Source organism: Myxococcales bacterium, assembly GCA_016703425.1.
Lineage (GTDB): Bacteria > Myxococcota_A > Polyangia > Polyangiales > Polyangiaceae > JADJCA01.
In genome coordinates this window covers 311,872-329,673 of the sequence record JADJCA010000012.1, presented here as the reverse complement: position 1 = coordinate 329,673, position 17,802 = coordinate 311,872, and the positions used below count along the sequence as shown (strand labels likewise).

The window sequence follows — 17,802 nt, the reverse complement described above, 5'->3', positions numbered from 1 at the left end:
AAAAAAAGGTCGCCCATGCTACCCGCTTTTTCGCGGCGACGCGCCAGAAGCGTTGCCGGTCCGGGGTCCTCGTTATCGGTCCAATGATCGGTCCAGCTCTCTGGCTCGCCAGCCCGCGAACCATCCGCCCGTCAGCGCATCGAGGACGGCTTCGCACTCTGCGAGGCGGAGCGCAGCGTCGAGCGACTCCAGGCCTTCGTCCTTGGCGATGCGCGCGTGCGCCCACGCTCGTTGCCACTGGCCCAACGCCGTCGCCACACGCAACGTGAGGCGCTCGGCGGCGGCGCTCCGGTCGGCCCTTAGCCTCGCGATGGCCAGCTCTTCGTCGGCGAAGGCGAGCCGATCGAGGCGGAAGGTAGCCCGCGCCTCGAGCCAGAGGTTCGCGCTGGCGGTGCCGCTCGAGCGGTATGCGTCGGCGGGCAAGAGATCGGCGCGGACGCTCTCGTCCCAGAGGCGCGCCGCGCGCAATCGCAGCTCGGGAACGAGCCCGCTCGCGCGGGCGCGCGAGGCCATGCCGTCGAAGGCGTCGTCGTCAACGAGACGCGCGGTTCGGAGGGCTGCGCTCACGGCGAGGCGGACGACCCGCGGCGAGAGGGGGAGCGGCCGCGGGACGAGGGCGATCGCGGTCGCCCCGGAGAGCGGAGCCCGGGCTAGGAGCGACGGCCGCGGCGAACGATCGAGCGCGAAGCCGAGCTCCGCGAAGAGCCCCGCCTCGCTTGCCGCCCCAGGCGCTGTGTTCGCCTGACCGAGGGCCCGCAACGTCAGCCACAGATCAGACCTCGCGCCTACGTCGGGCTCGTCGTCGAGGAGGTTCGGCGCCGCCCGAGCGGGCACCACCACGAGGAAGACGAGAAGGGCAAAGGGCGCGACGCGAAGAGGGTGCATGCGGCCGCGCAATCAAGGGGCGCGCCAGCGCGGTTTGATCGTCCTAACGAGCACTTCGCTCGCGCCGCCGGGTGTCCATGGTCACCGGCGGACGTCCAGCGGCCAACCGACGGCGCGGCAAAGCCCCAGCGAGCTCGCGACCAACGGCTCGCGGAAGCGCTCGTCCTTGCGCCTTAGCGGGCCGATTTCGTGACGCGGCTCAGTCAGGCGTGGATCGCGATTCCATGTCGCGTCAGCGCGCGCAGAGGTGTTGGCGCTGAAAAACAGCTGCGCTGCATTCCGCCGCGAGCGGCACGCGCCCTGCAGCTCCCTCGTCACCATGAAGCTCTCCCTTCGCTCCGCCTTGCTTGTCGCGACCTCCCTCACCGCCTTCACCGCCTTCGGATGCAGCAACGCGTCTGAACCAGAGGTCGATTCCGACCAGGGCGCCCTTGAGGCTCCCACGGCAACGGGGAGTGCCAACGCTCACCTGACCGCCGTCGGCAAATGCGACAAGGCGTACACCAAGGCCTCGAACAAGGCCGTGAGCACCAACGACATGATTCAGGCCTCCGCGGCCTTTGGCGAGTGCAACAAGCGAGCAAACGACGCCGTCGTCGCGCGCATCGAGAAGAACCTTCGCGACGCGGGCTCACCGTCCGCCGGGCAAGCGGCGCCCTCGATCGCGGCGTTTCGCGCAGCGCAAGCGGCCCTCTGCAGTGAGATGGACAAGGCGAGCCCGAACTTCGGCGGCTCTCTGTCGCGCGTCGAGGCGACCTCGTGTCGCAGCTCCATCGAGGTCTTCCTCGCGGCGCTCATCGACGAGAACGTGGCCCTCGGCGACGAGGCGCGCGGGATGAAAGAAGACCGCTCGCACCACCTCGGTTGCTACAAGGCCTTCGACAAGCGACTCGACCAAGCCGTCGCGAACAACGACATGGTTCAAGCGACCCATACGCTCGCGCGCTGCATCCAGACGAGCGCCGCGCGGCAGCCTCGGCGTCGGCCGCATCGCCATCCAGAACGATCCCGCGGCGGGCCCCGAGGCGGCGGCCGGCGACCGCGTGAAGGCCGCATCGGCGGCCGTCATCGACAAGGGCGGCGAGCTCTGCGGCGTTCTCAACCAGGCCGGCGAGAACGGAACCGGTTCGCTCTCGAACATCACCACCGGCTCGTGCAAGGCGCGCGTGGCCGAGGCGGTGTACTCGCAGCTCCGAGCGGTCCTCGCCGAGACGTCTCTCTGATGGCAACGCGACCGACCGCTTGGTCGCTCGGGATGGTCATCGCCTGATCCAGATCCGGCATTTGGCGTGGAAAAGCAGGGCGTTCGCGCACCCGAAAGGTGGCCTAAGGTGTGCACCCTCTAGCGGCGATGCCTCGCCTTCGCCTCCGCGCTTCGTCGATGGCGGGGTGCGCCGCGCTCGCGTCGCTCGCCTTCGCGCTCGGGTGCGCCTCCACACCGCCTGAGGACGAGGTCGACGAAGAGGAGATCTCGGCCCGGGACGCGACGGCGGCGCTGGCCATCGCGCCGCTCGACATCTGGGGCCAAGCGCTACCGCCGCAGGGGCTCGAGCTTCGCGTAACACGCGACGGTCGGCCCGTTCGCGCCGACGTCGCGCGACCCGCTCCGATCTTCCTCAAGGAGCCGGGCCGCTACCAGGTGCGCCTCGCCGCGCCCCTTCATGAGCCAGCCGAACTCACCCTCGACTATGACGGCTCCAGCGCCGCCGGTGCCGTCCGCCTCGTCGCCACGTTACCGGGGGTCGGCGCGGCGCTAACTCACCGAACCACGACCTCAGAAGGCCGCACGCTCCCGACCCACGAGCTCTTCGCCGGACTCCGGCACCAATGGTTCTCTGCGCAGGGACGGCCGGCGCGACGCAACAACGCTGTGTCGCTCATGCTCGATGGGCAAGAGGCGTGGGGCGCCGTGCACCGCGAGCTCCGCGGGGCCAAGAGCTCCGTGCAGGTCGCGACCTGGTGGTGGGAGTCGAGCTTTGAGCTCGTGCGCAACTTCGACCTCTCCCAGTCCCAAGAGGCCCGCTGGCCCAACACCATCTTGGGCACCCTCGAGGGAAGTCCGGCGCGGAAACGCATCATCGTTGGACAGTTTTGGGGCCAAGACAGCATCTTGTCGTGGTTCAACACCGACGCGCGCTTGCGCGCGTACGCCGAACAATCCAGCGACGCCATCGAGTTCATGGGCCAAGGCAACGAGACCCGTGGCACGTTCACCTTCGCCGTCCCGCCGTTCTCGTTCGCTGACCGCGTGAAGGCGACGCGACCCGACGTCGCCGGCGTCCCCTTCGACGCGGCGCCGCCCGTCACGTCCTCGGTGCCGTCGCACGTCGTCGATCTCTCGAGCGGCGCGCCCATCGCGCAAGACTTCCTCGACGGCCTGCTGGAGACAGCCTCGTACCACCAGAAGTTCATCAGCATCGACTCGAAGGTCGCCTTCGTTGGCGGCATGAACCTGCAACAGAGCGACTGGGACACGTCGAATCACTTCGTCTTCGACGCGCGCCGCGTGGGTGCCGACGCCTCAGCGAGCACACGCATGGACGTGGCCTCCTCTCAGAAGGCGTCGCCTCTTGAGCCGCGCAAGGACTACATGCTCCGCCTTGAAGGACCCGCCGTTGAAGACGTTGACGACGTCTTCCAGAAGCGCTGGGAGCTGCTCCGGCAAGGCAACGTCAAGTTCTCAGACCGGACGACGCCGTTCGTAACGCGACGCAACTTGGCCGCCGCCGGTACGACGCAGGTCCAAGTGACGGCGACGCTGCCAGCTCCGTTTCACGAATACGCCATCGCCGAGACCTGGTTCAACGCCGTCCGAAACGCCAAGCGCACCATCTTCATCGAGGATCAGTACTTCCGTGTGCCCATGCTCCACGAGGCCATCGCCGCCCGCATGCGCGCCGTGCCGGAGCTCCGCCTGGTTGTCGTGACGATGCCCATCACACGCACCAACCCAGCGTGCGCCCCGTCACGCGAGGCCTACACCTTCTTTCGCTCCCAGTTCCCAACACGCACGTCGTTCTTTCAACTGAAGGCCTTCGACGGAAGCGGCCCCTCGAATCTCGCCTTCGTCGACATCTTCACGCACTCAAAGATGCTCATCGTCGACGACCTCTTCATGAGCGTCGGCTCCGCCAACAAGAACAACCGAGGGCTCGTCTACGAAGGTGAATTGAACGTCGCCGTCGTCGACGAGGCGGTCGTCGGCGCAGCGCGACGCCGCATCGTGGCAAACCTCCTGGGCCAGAAGCTTGAGGCGCTGGCGGAGGACTGGGTTTCTGCCCTCGCGGCGCAAGCCGCGAAAAATGACCAGGGCTTTCGCGCGTGGCAGTCAGACGCGAAGACCGCGCGGTCGCTCGCGCAGACGGGCTTCGTCTACGGCCTCGACTACCCTCGCACCGACGACTGCATCCTCGCGTCGGTCGGGCCCGACCGGACCTGAATCGGACCGAGCCCCTGCCTACACCAACGGCGCCGCGAAGAACGCCAGCGCCGTCGCGGTGGTGTGCGCCGCGCACTGCTCGGGCGTCTCGCCGCGCGCTTTTGCGACGCTCTCGAGGACGTGAGGCAGAAACGCCGGCTCGTTCCGCCCGCTCTTCGGTCGCTTCGGCATCGACCGGGGCAAGAGGTAGGGCGCGTCAGTCTCGATCATGAGGCGCCCCTCGGGGACCATGCGCACAAGCTCGGCGAGGTGCGAACCGCGCCGCTCGTCGCAGATCCAGCCCGTGATGCCGATGTGCAAGTCGAGCTCGAGGTAGCGCGAAAGGGCGCGGCCCGTGCCCGTGAAGCAATGAACGACGGCGCGGGGGACGCGCCCGCGCCACGCGGAGAGAATGCGCACGAAGTCGTCTTCCGCGTCGCGCTCGTGAAGGAAGACGGGCATCGCAAGTTCGTGGGCGATGGCGAGCTGGGCTTCGAAGGCCGAGCGCTGCACGTCGCGCGGAGAGAAGTCGCGGTTGTAGTCGAGGCCGCATTCGCCGACGGCGCGCACCTCGGGCCTCCCGGCCAACTCGCGAATTTCGCGGGCCACCTCCGGTGACCAGCTCGACGCGTGGTGCGGATGCACGCCGGCCGTCGAGAAGAGCGCGTCAGGGCGGGCTTGCGAGAGCTCCCAGGCGTGGCGACTCGCGGCGGCGCTCGTGCCCGTCACGCCGATGCGCACAACGCCGGCGGCACGCGCTCGTTCGATGAGCGCGTCGGTCTCGCCCCGAAAGGCCTTGTTGGTGAGGTTGCCCCCGATGTCGACCAGTTCCATCAGCGTGCCTCCTCGTGCAACGTAGCGTCGGGTGGCTCCGGCGTGCTCGGGTGCTTGGGCGGCAACTCGCCGTAGTCCTTGCCGACGCGCTCTGCGACGCGCGCGTGCCAGACGCGAACGTCATCGGTGCCGGCGGTGCCGGCGAAGAGCGTCGGTATTGCTCGCACGTGAAGCCGACCGCGCGCGCTGGCGAGCAGCACGAGGCGCTCGGTCGTTTGCCGCCTTAGGCGCACGAGGCGCCGCTGTTCGTCGGCCATCGGCCGCTGCCAAGGGGAGCGCAAGTCGCGCTTTAGGGCTCGCGACTCGGTCGCGAGAGCTTGGAGGTCTAGTCGCAATCTTTGTAAGTGAATCATGTGTCTATTCTTGTTTCTCAGTTTCCGTTTGATTTTTGGGCACACCGGCCCACGCGATCGATGCATTCCGCATCCATCGAGACGAAGGCGCGCCCGGTTCTCACGCGCACGGCGCGCCGCGGCGGACCACGACAGGGCGGCGTGCGTCGACGCCGCGTGCCTGCCTGACCGCGCTCACGCGGGCGCGCGCTTCGGTTGCGGGGGCTCGGTTCGAACGAGCGTCTCGGGGAGGCTATCCCCGCGCAGGAACCACTCCTACCACCCCGCTGTGGGTGAACTCTGTGAAGAAAGACCGGCGGTGTGCCGCCACGACACGCTCGACGCGACCCAAGATAGGTCGAGCGAGGAGCGTCAAGGTTGAGCTTGTGGGTCGTGGGTCTAGTAGCCGGTCACCTCTCGTGGTTCGCCCTAGTTTGATTCGGACTTGGCGCCTGTCAAGGGCGCGGTCCGTCCTACGAGCTGCACGACAACATGGAGCAGCCGGCGCGCGCCTTGGCCCAGTCGGGTCGCCGCTTGATGAAGGCCGCGCTCGCAGCGTCGTCGACGTAAGGGCTTCGCAGCGCTGCGTAGAGCTCGTGGAGTCGTGACAGATCGCCGGCTTCGGCGAGGTCGATGGCCTCTTGGGCGAGGTAGTTCCGCATGACGAAGCGAGGGTTGACCGCGTTCATGCGCGCGCGGCGTCCATCTTGGTCGCAGTCCTCCGCCTCGCGGAGGCGCGCCGCGTAGCCGTCCAGCCAGAGGCGCAGGTCAGCGTCGAGGTGCACGCGCAGCTCGCGACTGTAGAACGCCTCCTCGAGCGGTTCGAAAGACGGCGCGTGCGCGTCAACCTCGGCGAGGCGACGAAAGAACAGCGTCATGTCGACCTCGGCGGCTTCGAGGAGCTTGAGACCGCCTTGGATGACGCCCTCATGCTCCGGCATGTCCTTCGAGAAGCCGAACTTGTGCGCCATCGTTCGGCTGAAGGCCTCGTTGTAGGTCGAGACGTAGCGTTCGAGCCCCGCTTCCAGCGGCGCCGCCGACGAAAATACTGGCAAGAGCGCTTCGGCCAGGCGTGCGAGGTTCCAGTGCGCCACGGAGGGTTGCGCCGCAAAGCGGTAGCGGCGCCCCTGGGCGTCCGTGGTGTTGGGGGTCCAGTTGGGGTCGAAGTTGTCGAGCCAGCCGTACGGGCCGTAGTCGAGCGTGAGCCCCAAGACGGACATGTTGTCGGTGTTCATGACGCCGTGCACGAAGCCCACGCGCATCCAGTGAGCCACCATCCGCGCCGTGCGCTCGCACACCTCGGCGAACCATCGCTCGCGACGCTCTTGCGGCGAGCCGCCGCGGAAGCCGAAGTCACGCTCGACGGTGAAGTCGACGAGCTTCTCGAGGAGCGTCTTGTCGCCGCGGCGACTTGGGAGCTCGAAGCTCCCAAAACGAATGAACGACGGCGCCACACGGCACACGATCGCCCCCGGTTCGTGTTTCGCACGGCCGTCGTAGAACATGTCGCGCAGAACCTGATCGCCGGTGCGGACGAGGCAGAGGGCTCGCGTCGTCGGCACGCCGAGGTGGAACATCGCCTCGCTGCAGAGAAACTCACGCACCGACGAGCGGAGCACGGCACGCCCATCGGCGCGGCGCGAGTAGGGCGTCGGACCGGCCCCCTTCAACTGCAGCTCGTAGCGTCGGTCGAGGCCATCGGGCCCCTTCTGCACGACCTCGGCGATGGTCATCGCACGCCCGTCGCCGAGCTGGCCCGCCCAATGACCGAACTGATGGCCTCCGTAACACGCGGCGTACGGCGACATGCCCTCAAGGGGGCGATTGCCCGCGAAGGTCTCGGCGAACTCATGGCTCTGAACGAGCTCGGGCGAGAGGCCGAGCTCGGCCGCGAGGTCATCGGCGCAGATGAGGAGCTTCGGCGCCGCGACCGGTGTGGGCGCGACCTTCGACCAAACGGCACCTTCAACGGCACGCGGCTCGAGCGACTCGGTAGAGTCCCCGGGCAGCTCATCGATGAACCGGTTGTGGAAGGTGAAGCCGAACATCGCGCCTATGCCATACTCGCCCGTGCCCGCCGGGACAACGCGGGCCACGAGGAAGCCATGACCGAGCCGCGCGAGATCGCTACCCAGTTCTTCGAAGCCTTCGCACGGCGCGACGCTGAAACCATGGGCTCGCTCTACCGAGACGACGCCACGTTCTCCGATCCGGCGTTCCCCGATCTCGACGCCCAAGGCGTCCGCGACATGTGGTCCATGCTCCTCAGTCGCTCCAAAGACCTCGCCATCACCTTCGAGGTCCTCGGCGAGAACGGCGCAGTGGTGCAAACGCGCTGGGTCGCTCGCTATACGTTTAGCGGCACGGGCCGCAAGGTTGAGAACATCGTCACGTCGAGCCAAACCATCGTGGGCGGCAAGATTCAAAAACAGGTCGACGCCTTCGACTTCTGGCGGTGGTCCGGCCAAGCGCTCGGTCTCTCCGGCAAGCTCCTCGGCTGGTCGGGCTTTCTGCGGAAGAAGGTTCAAGGGGTCGCGGCCAAGGGTCTCGCGACGTTTCGCGAGAAGCGCCGGCAGACGTCATGACCGCCGACGCTCGCCGGTTCTCCCCCGCGACGACGCGCAACCGGGAGCCGATCCTCGCGGTCTTGCGCCAAGTCATCCGCGAAGGCGCTCGCGTCCTCGAGATCGCGAGCGGCAGCGGCGAACACGCCCTCTACTTTGCCGAGCACCTGCCCGTCGAATGCTGGCAGCCGACGGACCCGTCGGATGACGCGGTCGCCAGCATCGACGCCTGGCGGCAGCACGCGGGTTCGTCGCGCGTGCTGCCCGCACGGCGACTCGACGTGCACATGCTTCCCTGGCCCGTCGCCCCGGCGGAAGCGCTCCTTTGCGCGAACATGCTCCACATCGCGCCGTGGAGCGCGCGCGAAGCGTTGTTCCAGGGTGCGGCCGCAGTCCTGGCGGCGCACGGGCCGGTGGTCCTCTACGGCCCCTACAAGAAGCGCGGAGAACACACTGCCGCGAGCAACGAGCGCTTCGACGCCGACCTTCGGAGCCGCGATTCGCGGTGGGGCGTCCGCGATCTTGAGGCCGTGTTGGAGCAAGCGGCACGGCACGGATTCCAGCTCCAAGACGAGGTGGCGATGCCGGCCAACAACCTGACGCTGGTGCTGGCACGCGGAGACGCCCTGCCGACCCGTGATGTGTGACATCGGCGCCAAGAGCGCCCGCGCCAAAAGCGGGCGCCCGCGGCGAAGCATCGTAAGCTGAGCCAATGGCTGTGCGCCCCTTGGCGAAGCACCTCTTGCCGGCGGCGTTGCTCTCGACGTTCGCCTGGGTCATGGCCTGCGACGGGCCCACGAGCATCGCCGTCGTCACCAGGGCGACGGTGCCGTGCCAGTCGCTGCGCGGCGTCTCCATCATGGTCACCGCGGCCGGCGGCCTCGAGGGCCCCTCAACGACGACGGACCGCTGCGAGGCGACGCCTTCCGACGTAAGCATTGGCACGCTCGTGGTTGTCCCAACGGGCGCCACCGACGCGAAGATCACGATCCGCGTGGTCGCCGGCGTCGACCGCCCCGTCGCCGAATGCAGCGCCGCGACGAGCTTCGCCGGATGCATCGTCGCGCGTCGCACTCTCCGCTTCGCGCCGGGCAAGGAGATCGAGCTTCCCATCGACTTGCGTGCAGAATGCAAAGACCATGGCTGCGACGGGCTCTCGACGTGCGTGCGCGGCGAGTGCCGCTCGGCAAAGGTCGAAGACCCCTCCCAGTGCCTGGGCGCGGCTTGCGACGAGTCCACCCTCGACGCTCGCCCCGGCGGCATCACAGTCTCTCCCGGCGGCCCCGGCAGCGACGGCGGCGGATCGGTCGTCGTCCTCCCGGACGGCGGCCTCTTGTGCGGTCAAAGCGAGAAGCTCTGCAACGGCGCATGCGTCAGCGCCGCCGAGCCTGCCTACGGATGCAACCGCTCAAGCTGCAGCCCGTGCGCCGGCATCGACTTCGGAAACTACGCCTGCGCGGCGGGCGTCTGCGCGCTTTTGACGTGCAAACCCGGCTTCAAGAAGTGTGGCGAGGCATGCGTCCCAACGGACCCTGCGCACGGCTGCGACGCCGCTGCATGCACGCCGTGCGAGAGCGGCAACGGCACCCCATCGTGCAGCGCCGGCGCCTGCGCCATCGCCTGCAACAATGGCTACAAGCCTTGCGGCGGCAAGTGCGTCAGCGTCACCGATCCCACCTACGGCTGCTCACCGGCGGGATGCGCGAGCAGCGCCTGCCCTTCACCGGGCCCTGGCGCCACGCTCATCTGCAACGGCACAACGTGCGAGGTTGGGGCGTGCCCCGCGGGCACGAAGAACTGCAACCAAAAATGCGTGCCGACCGACGTCAACAACGGTTGCGAAGCGGCGAGTTGCAGCGCCTGCGGCGCCTCCAACGCCTGCCTCGGGACGCCCAAGGTCTGCACCTGCGTACCGGAGTCGGGGGACGTCACCTGCGCAGGCAAGGCATGCGGGCCGGCCACCAACAACTGCGGCCAGTCCGTGAACTGCACCCTCATCAAGCCTGCGTGCCCCGGCAAGACAACGTGCGGCGGCGGTGCTGCCGGGCCCAACGCTTGCGGCTGCACCGTCACGAGCAACAACTGCGGCGCCTGCGGCGCTGGCACCGACAACTGCGACAACGCGGTTGCCTGCCCCAACACGTGCGTCGCACCCAACACCTGCAACGGCGCAGGCAACCCCAACGCATGCGGCTGCACGCCGATCAACTGCTACGGCCAGGGCACCTGCGGCTATGTCGACGACGGCTGCGGCGGTCTTTGTTACGACGGCACCGGCTGCGGTGGCAGCGACTGACGCGGGCGAGGACTCCGCGCGCACTCAGGGCTGACACAGCTCGCGGACGCAGCGCGTTTGACTCTTGCAGGACTGCACACCGCTGCAGCGCGTGAGACCGTAGAGGTAGTCGTCGGGGTCGGCGACGATGCGCGTCGGCGCGAAAGGCACCACCACGCGATGCGAGGTTCGCGCGCCGCGGACCGGCACGATGACGCGCAACGTTTCATTCGAGGCGCCCGAGAGCGCGACCTCCAAAGGAAACGCGGCGTCGGTGTCGCTCTGCGTCACGATGAGCTCTTGCTCACCGCCCGCGTTCGCGCCCAGCGTGACGTCAACGGTGGGCACGCCAGTCTTGTAGACGAAGGCGTCGAAGAACGACTTCAGATCCTTGCCCGTTTCCCGCGAGAGCTCCGCCTCGAAGTCCATCGTCGTGACGGCGGAGAAGGCGTGCCGCGCGAACCACTTGGCAAGAAACGCCGAAAGCTCCGCTTCGCCCACAATCGACTCGAGCATCCGCAGGGTGCGCGCGCCCTTCTTGTAGGAAACCGAGTCGAAGATCGTGAGCACATCGACCTCGGCGCTCGCCGCGTCACGGCCACCGGGACGCAAGGGATGGGCGGCGTCCTCGGCGAGGGCCTCCGACAGATGCTCCGCGCGCAGCTTCGCGGCAGCGACTCTGCCATCGAGCTGGTTCACGATGCGTGTCGTCAGGTAATCGGTGAAGCCTTCGCTGAGCCAGAAGTCGTTCCAGGTGCGGATGCGAACGAGGTTGCCGCTCCAGTGATGGGCGAGCTCGTGAAAAGCCGTCTCGCGCGCGTCGCGCGGGGCCGAGAACAGCGTCTCGTCGAGCGACACGACGGACGCGTGCTCCATGCCGCCGCCAAAGATGGGCACCTCGATGAAGCTCGCCGTCTTGCCAAATCGGTAGGGTCCGTACACCCCCTCCATGTGATTGAGCGCGCGCGGCAGGTCGCCCGTCACGGTGCGCCCCGCTTGCTCGTCGCGCCCGTACATCTGAGACGTGACCCGTACGCCCGACGCAGCGTCGTCGTGACGCTCGACCCAGCGATCGTAGGCCGCGATGTGAAAGTCGTAGGGCGGCATGGGCGTGAGCGCCTCGAACTGCCACGTTCGCAGGTCGCCGGTGGTCTCGACGTTCTTTCGCTCACCGTTCGCGAGCACAGTGAACGCGGCCGGGAACGCGAGCCGCATGGTCACCATGGCGCCGTCGCGCGGGTGATCGCGGAGCGGCATGAAGCGCCGCGTCTTGCTCGGCCAGCCGAGGCTCGCGAAGATGCGTCGACCTTCAGTGTTCGACTGCTTCACCATGAGGCCGCCGAAAGCGGCGAAGTCGTCGGGGTTCGCTCCATCCGCTTGCGCGAACGACCCCTTGTAGGTGATCTCCACCGAGATGGCGGTCCCCGAGCGCGCGGCTCGTGGCAACGTCACGTCGAGGAGCGCGCCACGCCTCGCGTGCGGCGCGGGGGCGAGGCCACCGGCCCCCATCGCGACGCGGACCGACTCGATGGCATTGCCGTCGAAATCGAGCGTCACCGCGCCGAGCGACTTGGTGGCCACGAACTTGCCCACGCTCGTGGCCCGATAGGCTTCGCGACCCGGCGTCGAGTCGGTGACGGCGAGATCAAGCTCGTAGCCGATGGCATCGACCTCCGGCATCGAGCGGTCCACTTCGACGGACACGCCGTGAAAGGACGTGAGCGTTGCTTCGTCGTCGTCGGACGCTTCGGGCGCTCGTGCAGCGCCGCAGGCGACAAGCAGGAGCGCGGCTGCGATCGGGGCAGAGCGCATGGGGCGCCTGAAGCAAAGCGCAGGCCAGCGACCACCGGCCTACGCGGGCGCTTTCTGCGCGGGGCGTGGCGCCCGTGGATCCCGCGGAGTCCATTCGAAGCGGTGCAAAAGGTCGCGCGGCTCAGCCGTGCGGCGGCGCCTGCACCGGCGCAGCGCCTTCACTTCGCGGCGTTGGCTCCAAGGCCGCATCCGCGTAGCCGGCCGCCTGGAGTCGATACAGCGTCGCGTACCGTCCTCCCTTGCGGACCAACTCCTCGTGCGTGCCCATCTCGAGGACGTGACCACGCTCAATGACGACGATGCGATCGGCCATCTTCACGGTGGGAAACCGGTGCGAGATGAGGATGCTCGTGCGGCCCTTGGTGAGGGCGCGGAAGCGCTCGAAGATGCCATGCTCGGCTTCCGCGTCGAGCGCCGCCGTTGGCTCGTCGAGGACTAAAATGTCGGCCTTCTCGCGCATGAACGCGCGCGCGAGCGCGATCTTCTGCCATTGGCCACCGGAGAGCTCGACGCCGCCTTTGAACCAACGACCAAGCCCCGTCGCGAGGCCCTCTTTGAGCGACGACACGACCTCGTCGGCGCCGCCACTGTCGATGGCTCTCTGAATCTGACCATCGTCGTCGAGCTGCCCCACGCTTCCGAAGCCGACGTTTTCGCGGACCGTGAATTGGTATTGGTTGAAGTCTTGAAAGATGACGCCGATGCGCTGCCGGAGCTCGTCTTCGTCCCAATCGCGAAGATCACGACCATCGAGGAGGATGCGTCCTTCCGTCGGCGTGTAGAGCCTCGTCAGGAGCTTGATGAACGTCGTCTTGCCGGCGCCATTTTGCCCGACGAGCGCCAAGCTCTGGCCCGCCGGCACGAAGAGGTTCACGTCGGCCAAGGCCGGTTCGTCGCGCCCGGGGTAGCGAAAGCCCACGCTTTCGAAGCGAATGCCGCGCTCGGTCGCATCGGCGGGACGCGCGCCTTCCGGCAACGCTGGCGTTTGCCCGGTTTGGTTCGACGTCTGGCTCGGCATCTCGAGGTACGAGAAGAGGTTCGACATGTAGAGGTTGTCCTCGACCATGCCTCCGAATGCGCCGAGCACCGACTGGAACGACTGCTGCCCCTGCCGAAACGCCACCATGTAGAGCGTCATCTCGCCGAGCGTCATCTTGCCGAGCGCCGCGCCCGTCGCCATGGCCGCGTAGGCGCCGTAGAAGGCCCCCGTGGCGAGGAGCGACAACACGTAAGCCCAAGCGGCGCGTCGCCAGCCAAGGCGCTTGTCTTCCTCATAGAACGACTCGCCGAGCGTCTTGTAGCGACCGAAGAGCAGCGGCCCGAGGCCGAACAGCTTCACCTCTTTGGCATGAGCGTCGTTGGCGAGCGCGTATTCGAGGTACATGAGCCGACGCGCCTCCGGCGAGCGCCAGTTGCGGAGCCGAAACGCTTGTGCGGAGAACTTCAACTCGGCGACGGCCGCAGGCACCGCCGCAACGAGGAGCACGAGGACGGCCCAGGCGCTGAAGTGCACGAGAAAGAAGACGTAGCCGGCTAGCGTTAGGACGCTCTGCGCGAGCTGGAACACCTTCATGACCAGCGAGAGCGGACGCACCGACGCCTCGCGCCGCGCCCGCGTGAGGCGATCGTAGAGCTCGGGATCTTCGAAGTGGCGAAGCTCGAGGGTGAGCGCCTTGTCCAAGATGGCGAGGTTCACGTCGAGGCTCAGACGCGCGCCGAGCGTCGAACGGAGGAGCGACATGCCCTGCGAGCTCAAGGCCAACGCCGCGACGAAGGCGAGCTCGATACCTATGAAGCGCGCCGTCCCGGCGGCGCTCTTCGCCACGACGGCGTCAACGATGCCCTTGCCGGCCCACGCGATACCGAGCGGTAGCGCCGCGCCGAGGCCCGTCAGCGCGAAGAGCACGAACGTCATGCGGGGCGCTGACCGAAACACGAAGCGCAAGGTGCGCGGCGTGTGAGAGAAGTTGTGCCTCAGCGAATCAAGCCAGCTCAATCGAATCCTTCTTGCGCGGGTTCTTGCCTACGAACGCCCCGCGGAACGTCTCTAGGGCCGGTTGAGCTCACGGCACATGGCCAGGTAGGCGGCCTCGTGGAGGCCCGAGAGAAAGCTCGCGCGATCGAGGAGATCCTCGATGTCTTGCGCCTTCCACGGCACGAGGCGGCGCTCCTTGCCGCGGGCGTGGGCGCGGCCGAGGAGGCCGCCAAGGTGCCGCGCCAAGGGCGCGAGGTCCGGCGCCTCGATGCGGCGGAGGTCGAGCTTGTCTTCCTGGGGCGAGAGGCGGCGCACGAACATCGACGTGCCATCGAGCGTCGTCGTAGCGATCTGCCGCGGTGGACTCCTGAGGCTTGCGCGCGCCGCCGCCGCCACGCGCGCCGCCGGCTCGCCCTTGCCGGCGGACCTCTTGCCAAGGAGCAGCGTCGCCGAGGGCACCCCCTGCTCCTTCATGTCGAAGATCCAGGCGTCATCGACACCGCCCTTGCCGCGCGCGAGGATCGCGACGCGAAGGAGGCCGAGGCTGCCTGTCCCGGCAACGCGAAAGGCCTGATCGACGACCTCGTAAGCGGCCTCGCCGCCGGGCCAATCTTGCGTGGCCTCGCGGAAGGCCTTCCGCGCGCGTTTGGCCATGCGAGCGTCGAGTTCCACGTAACGCTCACCGCGCAAGAAGCGCCGACCGCTCGCGGTTCGCGCCGTGCGCGCGTCGAGCAGCGCGCGCTTGGTGCGCGTCTTCACCTTCGAGATGAGGCGTTCCACCGGCAAGGGCAGCTTGCTCACGGGTCCACCTTCCACGGCCACGGCCGAATACTCCTGGGCGAGCCCTCGCGCGAGCGAAAGCGCCACGCGTCCATCAAACCCCATCGTGCGCCCCGCCAACACGAGGCTCGTCACGAGCCTGAGCACGTCGAGGTGGTGAGGCCCCGAAACCGCCTCGTCGAAGTCGTTCAAGTCGAAGGCCACGGCGTCGCGCTCGTCGCGGTACGCGCCGAAGTTCTCGATGTGCATGTCACCGACGATCGTGCCGCGACCCTTCGGTCCTTCCGCCAAGGACGGCATCTCGGCGAGCGCTTCGTAGAAGAGCGGCGCGGCGCCGCGCAGGTACGCGAGCGGCGAACGCGCCATGCGCTCAAGCTTGCGATCGCCGAGGAACGGGAAGCGACGCGACCGCGCGCGGTCGCGCTCGAGCTGACGGCGCGCGAGGTCTTGGGCCAAGAGCACGCGGCGAGCGTACCTCGGTTCGGTTCACGCCTCTCGGGCAAGCTCGCTCGGCCACGCGCCGATGTACGTTGAATCGGGCCGAAGGAGTCGACCGGTCTTTCGCTGCTCGGCCACGTGCGCGCACCACCCGGCGACGCGACCGGCGGCAAACATGGCGGAGAACTCGGTCCGCGGCAGACTCAACGCGTCGAGCAAGACGGCCGTATAGAACTCGACGTTCGCGGCCAGCGGACGATCGGGGTAGCGCGCGCCAAGGGCGCTCTTGGCGACCTTCTCGACGGCCCGCGCCAAGGCAAGACGCCCGACAGCGCGCGGGTCGCCGCGCGCCCCTTCGAGCACCGCGAGCGCTTCTTCGAGCACCGCGGCGCGCGGATCGCGCACGCGGTAGATGCGATGGCCCATGCCCATGATGCGACGCTTCGCCTCAAGCTCGCCGGTGAGCCAGGCGAGGGCTCGCTCCGGCACGCCGATGGCGTCGAGCATGTCGAGGACGGGGCCCGGCGCTCCGCCGTGGAGCGGCCCCTTGAGGGCGCCCACGCCGGCCACGACCGCCGAGACGAGATCGCTCCCGGTGGAGGCGACGACGCGCGCAGCGAAGGTCGACGCGTTGAGGCCGTGGTCCATCACCGTGACGAGGTACGCGCCGAGCGCCTTCGCGGACGCCGCGTCATCGGGGAGGCCGGCCATGGAAAGCAGGTCCGTCGCGTGATCGGCTCCCCTTCGTGGTGCAATGGGCTCTTGACCGCTCACGCGGCGCGCGTGCAGCGCCGCGAGGGCGCCGACGGCCCCGACGAGCCAAGCGGGCCGCACCGTGAACGCCTCCGGTAGCCGCGCCAACCCCGCGCGGAGCGCGTCCATGGCGTCCCGAGGCACCTCGCTCGCGTCGCTCACGAACAGCGGAAAGGCCTGCGCGCGCCCCTCGGCGACCTCCGCGCGGAGCGCTTCCCTGCCCTCCACCGGGAGGCCCACGGTGGACCACAAGGCGCAAACGGCCTCCTCGAAGGTGGCCTCGCGGGCCAACGCCTCGATGTCGCGCCCCGCCACGACGAGCCGACCGCCGGTGCCATCGACGTGCGATGTGCGCGTTTTCGTCACGACGATTCCCTCGAGTCCTTCCGCCACGCGTCCGTCTTGTCTTGCGTCTTCGTGCATGTGCGCCTCCACGCCTCCTATGCTGGGGCCATGGCGCGACGAATCAATGTTGATTCAACCATCCATGAAGCCTTCCTCTCGGCGTCCGCCGCCGCGCGCTTGCTGGGTGTCCGCAAGGAGACGCTCTACGCGTACGTGAGCCGAGGGCTCTTGGTGAGCCACGGCGAGGCGCGCAGCAAGGGCAGCCGGTACGCGACGAGCGAAGTGGAGCGGCTTCGCGCCCGGAGCACGGCTCGCGCCGGCCACGCGGCCGTCGCCGCCGGTGCACTAAGGTGGGGTGAGCCGGTGCTCGACTCGGCGATCACCGCCATCGGTCTCAACGGGCCGATCTACCGCGGCTACGCCGCCGTTGATCTCGCGGCGCGCGGCACCTCCTTCGAACGCTGCGCCGAGCTCTTGTGGACCGGTGTCCTTCCCGCCGAGTCACCGCGGTGGGAGTCGCCGCGGCGCCGGTCCAAGCTGGCAGCCGGCCGCAGCGCGGAGCGGGCGGTCGCGCTCCCCACGGCGTCGCTGGGCGCGCTCGAGCGATTCCCGACGCTCTGGAAGACGATGGCCCGCGCGGCGCTCGCCGATGACGCTCGGGTCCACGGCACCGAAGTCGACGATTGGGCTCGGGCCCGCAAGCTCCTCATGGCGCTGGCGAGCCTCGGCCGCGAGAGCGACGCGCCGACGTTCGCGGGCCGCCTCGCGGCGGGGCTCGGCCTTCGCCCGACGCCGGCGGTACACGGCGCACTCGATCTTATGCTGGTCCTCGTGGCCGACCACGAGCTCAACGCCTCGAGCTTCGCTGCGCGGGTGGCCGCATCCACCGGCGCCGACCTCTACTCTACGCTCGTGGCGGCGCTGGCCACGGCGGCAGGACCCGAACACGGTGCGGCAGCCGACCGCGTCTACGCCCTCGCCGAGGCCATCGGCGACCCACGAAACGTGCCGCGCGTCGCTCTGGAGCGCTTGTCCCGCGGCGAGCAAGTCTTCGGCTTCGATCATCCGCTCTACCCGGGCGGCGATCCGCGGGCACCCCCGCTCCTCGCGCTTGAGCGCGCGCGCGCGGCTCCCAAGGGACCGTCCGACTCGGCGCGTGTCCTTCGGGCGCTCGTCGCTCACATGAGGGCACGCAAGCATCACCCCAACGTGGACCTCGCCCTCGTGCTCGCCTGCGAGAGCATCGGCGCCCCTTCCGGCTCGGCGTCCCTGATCTTTGTCCTGGGGCGCACGGCAGGCTGGGTGGCGCACGCCCTCGAGCAGCGCAAGGCCGGCTTCGTGCTGCGGCCGCGGGCTCGTTACGTCGGCGTGCCGCCGGTCACCGACTGACC

The 17,802-nt window shown here is 68.5% G+C and carries 14 protein-coding genes; 6 read left to right on the top strand and 8 right to left on the bottom strand.

From position 1 onward, the window contains the following. Positions 1-72 precede the first annotated feature (72 nt). Entirely contained in the window at positions 73-885 is an 813-nt protein-coding gene (locus IPG50_24240; protein MBK6695293.1) for a hypothetical protein, read from the bottom strand. Positions 886-1,204: 319 nt separating this feature from the next. Here IPG50_24240 and IPG50_24235 point away from each other — a divergent pair, with 319 nt between their 5' ends. Both IPG50_24235 and IPG50_24230 read left to right on the top strand, forming a co-directional pair. Beyond that, positions 1,205-2,155, top strand: coding sequence for a hypothetical protein (locus IPG50_24235; GenBank protein ID MBK6695292.1), 951 nt, complete (start codon positions 1,205-1,207; stop codon positions 2,153-2,155). Positions 2,156-2,236: 81 nt separating this feature from the next. Then, a complete protein-coding gene (locus tag IPG50_24230; protein MBK6695291.1) occupies positions 2,237-4,324 on the top strand; it encodes a hypothetical protein in 2,088 nt (695 codons plus the stop codon). Positions 4,325-4,342: 18 nt separating this feature from the next. Here the strand turns inward: IPG50_24230 and IPG50_24225 are convergent, their stop codons facing one another. From IPG50_24225 to IPG50_24215, 3 genes are all read right to left on the bottom strand, one after another. Next, complete coding sequence (locus IPG50_24225; protein ID MBK6695290.1) at positions 4,343-5,137, bottom strand: TatD family hydrolase; 795 nt, start codon at positions 5,135-5,137, stop codon at positions 4,343-4,345. Beyond that, complete coding sequence (locus IPG50_24220) at positions 5,137-5,490, bottom strand: hypothetical protein (protein ID MBK6695289.1); 354 nt, start codon at positions 5,488-5,490, stop codon at positions 5,137-5,139. Before IPG50_24220 ends, IPG50_24225 begins: the two co-directional genes overlap by 1 nt. A 452-nt stretch (positions 5,491-5,942) precedes the next feature. Next, positions 5,943-7,517 carry a YdiU family protein gene (locus IPG50_24215; protein ID MBK6695288.1) on the bottom strand — a complete coding sequence of 525 codons (1,575 nt, stop codon included), beginning with the start codon at positions 7,515-7,517 and terminating at the stop codon, positions 5,943-5,945. Between the two features lie 57 nt (positions 7,518-7,574). Here IPG50_24215 and IPG50_24210 point away from each other — a divergent pair, with 57 nt between their 5' ends. The 3 genes from IPG50_24210 (at position 7,575) to IPG50_24200 (ending at position 10,329) form a co-directional block, all read left to right on the top strand. Next, the gene (locus tag IPG50_24210) at positions 7,575-8,054 is read left to right on the top strand and encodes a nuclear transport factor 2 family protein (GenBank protein ID MBK6695287.1); all 480 of its coding nucleotides are present in this window, start codon (positions 7,575-7,577) and stop codon (positions 8,052-8,054) included. Next, a complete protein-coding gene (locus IPG50_24205) occupies positions 8,051-8,680 on the top strand; it encodes a DUF938 domain-containing protein (protein MBK6695286.1) in 630 nt (209 codons plus the stop codon). Before IPG50_24210 ends, IPG50_24205 begins: the two co-directional genes overlap by 4 nt. Positions 8,681-8,745: 65 nt before the next feature. Next, entirely contained in the window at positions 8,746-10,329 is a 1,584-nt protein-coding gene (locus IPG50_24200; protein ID MBK6695285.1) for a hypothetical protein, read from the top strand. A 24-nt stretch (positions 10,330-10,353) separates the two neighbouring features. Here IPG50_24200 and IPG50_24195 read toward each other — a convergent pair whose 3' ends face one another. From IPG50_24195 to IPG50_24180, 4 genes are all read right to left on the bottom strand, one after another. Further along, on the bottom strand, positions 10,354-12,120 hold the full coding sequence (locus IPG50_24195) for a hypothetical protein (protein ID MBK6695284.1): 1,767 nt from the start codon (positions 12,118-12,120) through the stop codon (positions 10,354-10,356). Between the two features lie 121 nt (positions 12,121-12,241). After that, positions 12,242-14,035, bottom strand: a complete 1,794-nt coding sequence (locus IPG50_24190; GenBank protein MBK6695283.1) for an ABC transporter ATP-binding protein — start codon at positions 14,033-14,035, stop codon at positions 12,242-12,244. Between the two features lie 132 nt (positions 14,036-14,167). Continuing rightward, complete coding sequence (locus IPG50_24185; GenBank protein MBK6695282.1) at positions 14,168-15,337, bottom strand: DUF2252 family protein; 1,170 nt, start codon at positions 15,335-15,337, stop codon at positions 14,168-14,170. A gap of 24 nt (positions 15,338-15,361) precedes the next feature. After that, on the bottom strand, positions 15,362-16,459 hold the full coding sequence (locus IPG50_24180) for a citrate synthase (protein ID MBK6695281.1): 1,098 nt from the start codon (positions 16,457-16,459) through the stop codon (positions 15,362-15,364). Between the two features lie 60 nt (positions 16,460-16,519). On the opposite strand from IPG50_24180, the gene IPG50_24175 reads away from it, so the two are divergent. Then, the gene (locus tag IPG50_24175) at positions 16,520-17,800 is read left to right on the top strand and encodes a citrate synthase (GenBank protein MBK6695280.1); all 1,281 of its coding nucleotides are present in this window, start codon (positions 16,520-16,522) and stop codon (positions 17,798-17,800) included. Positions 17,801-17,802 lie beyond the last annotated feature (2 nt).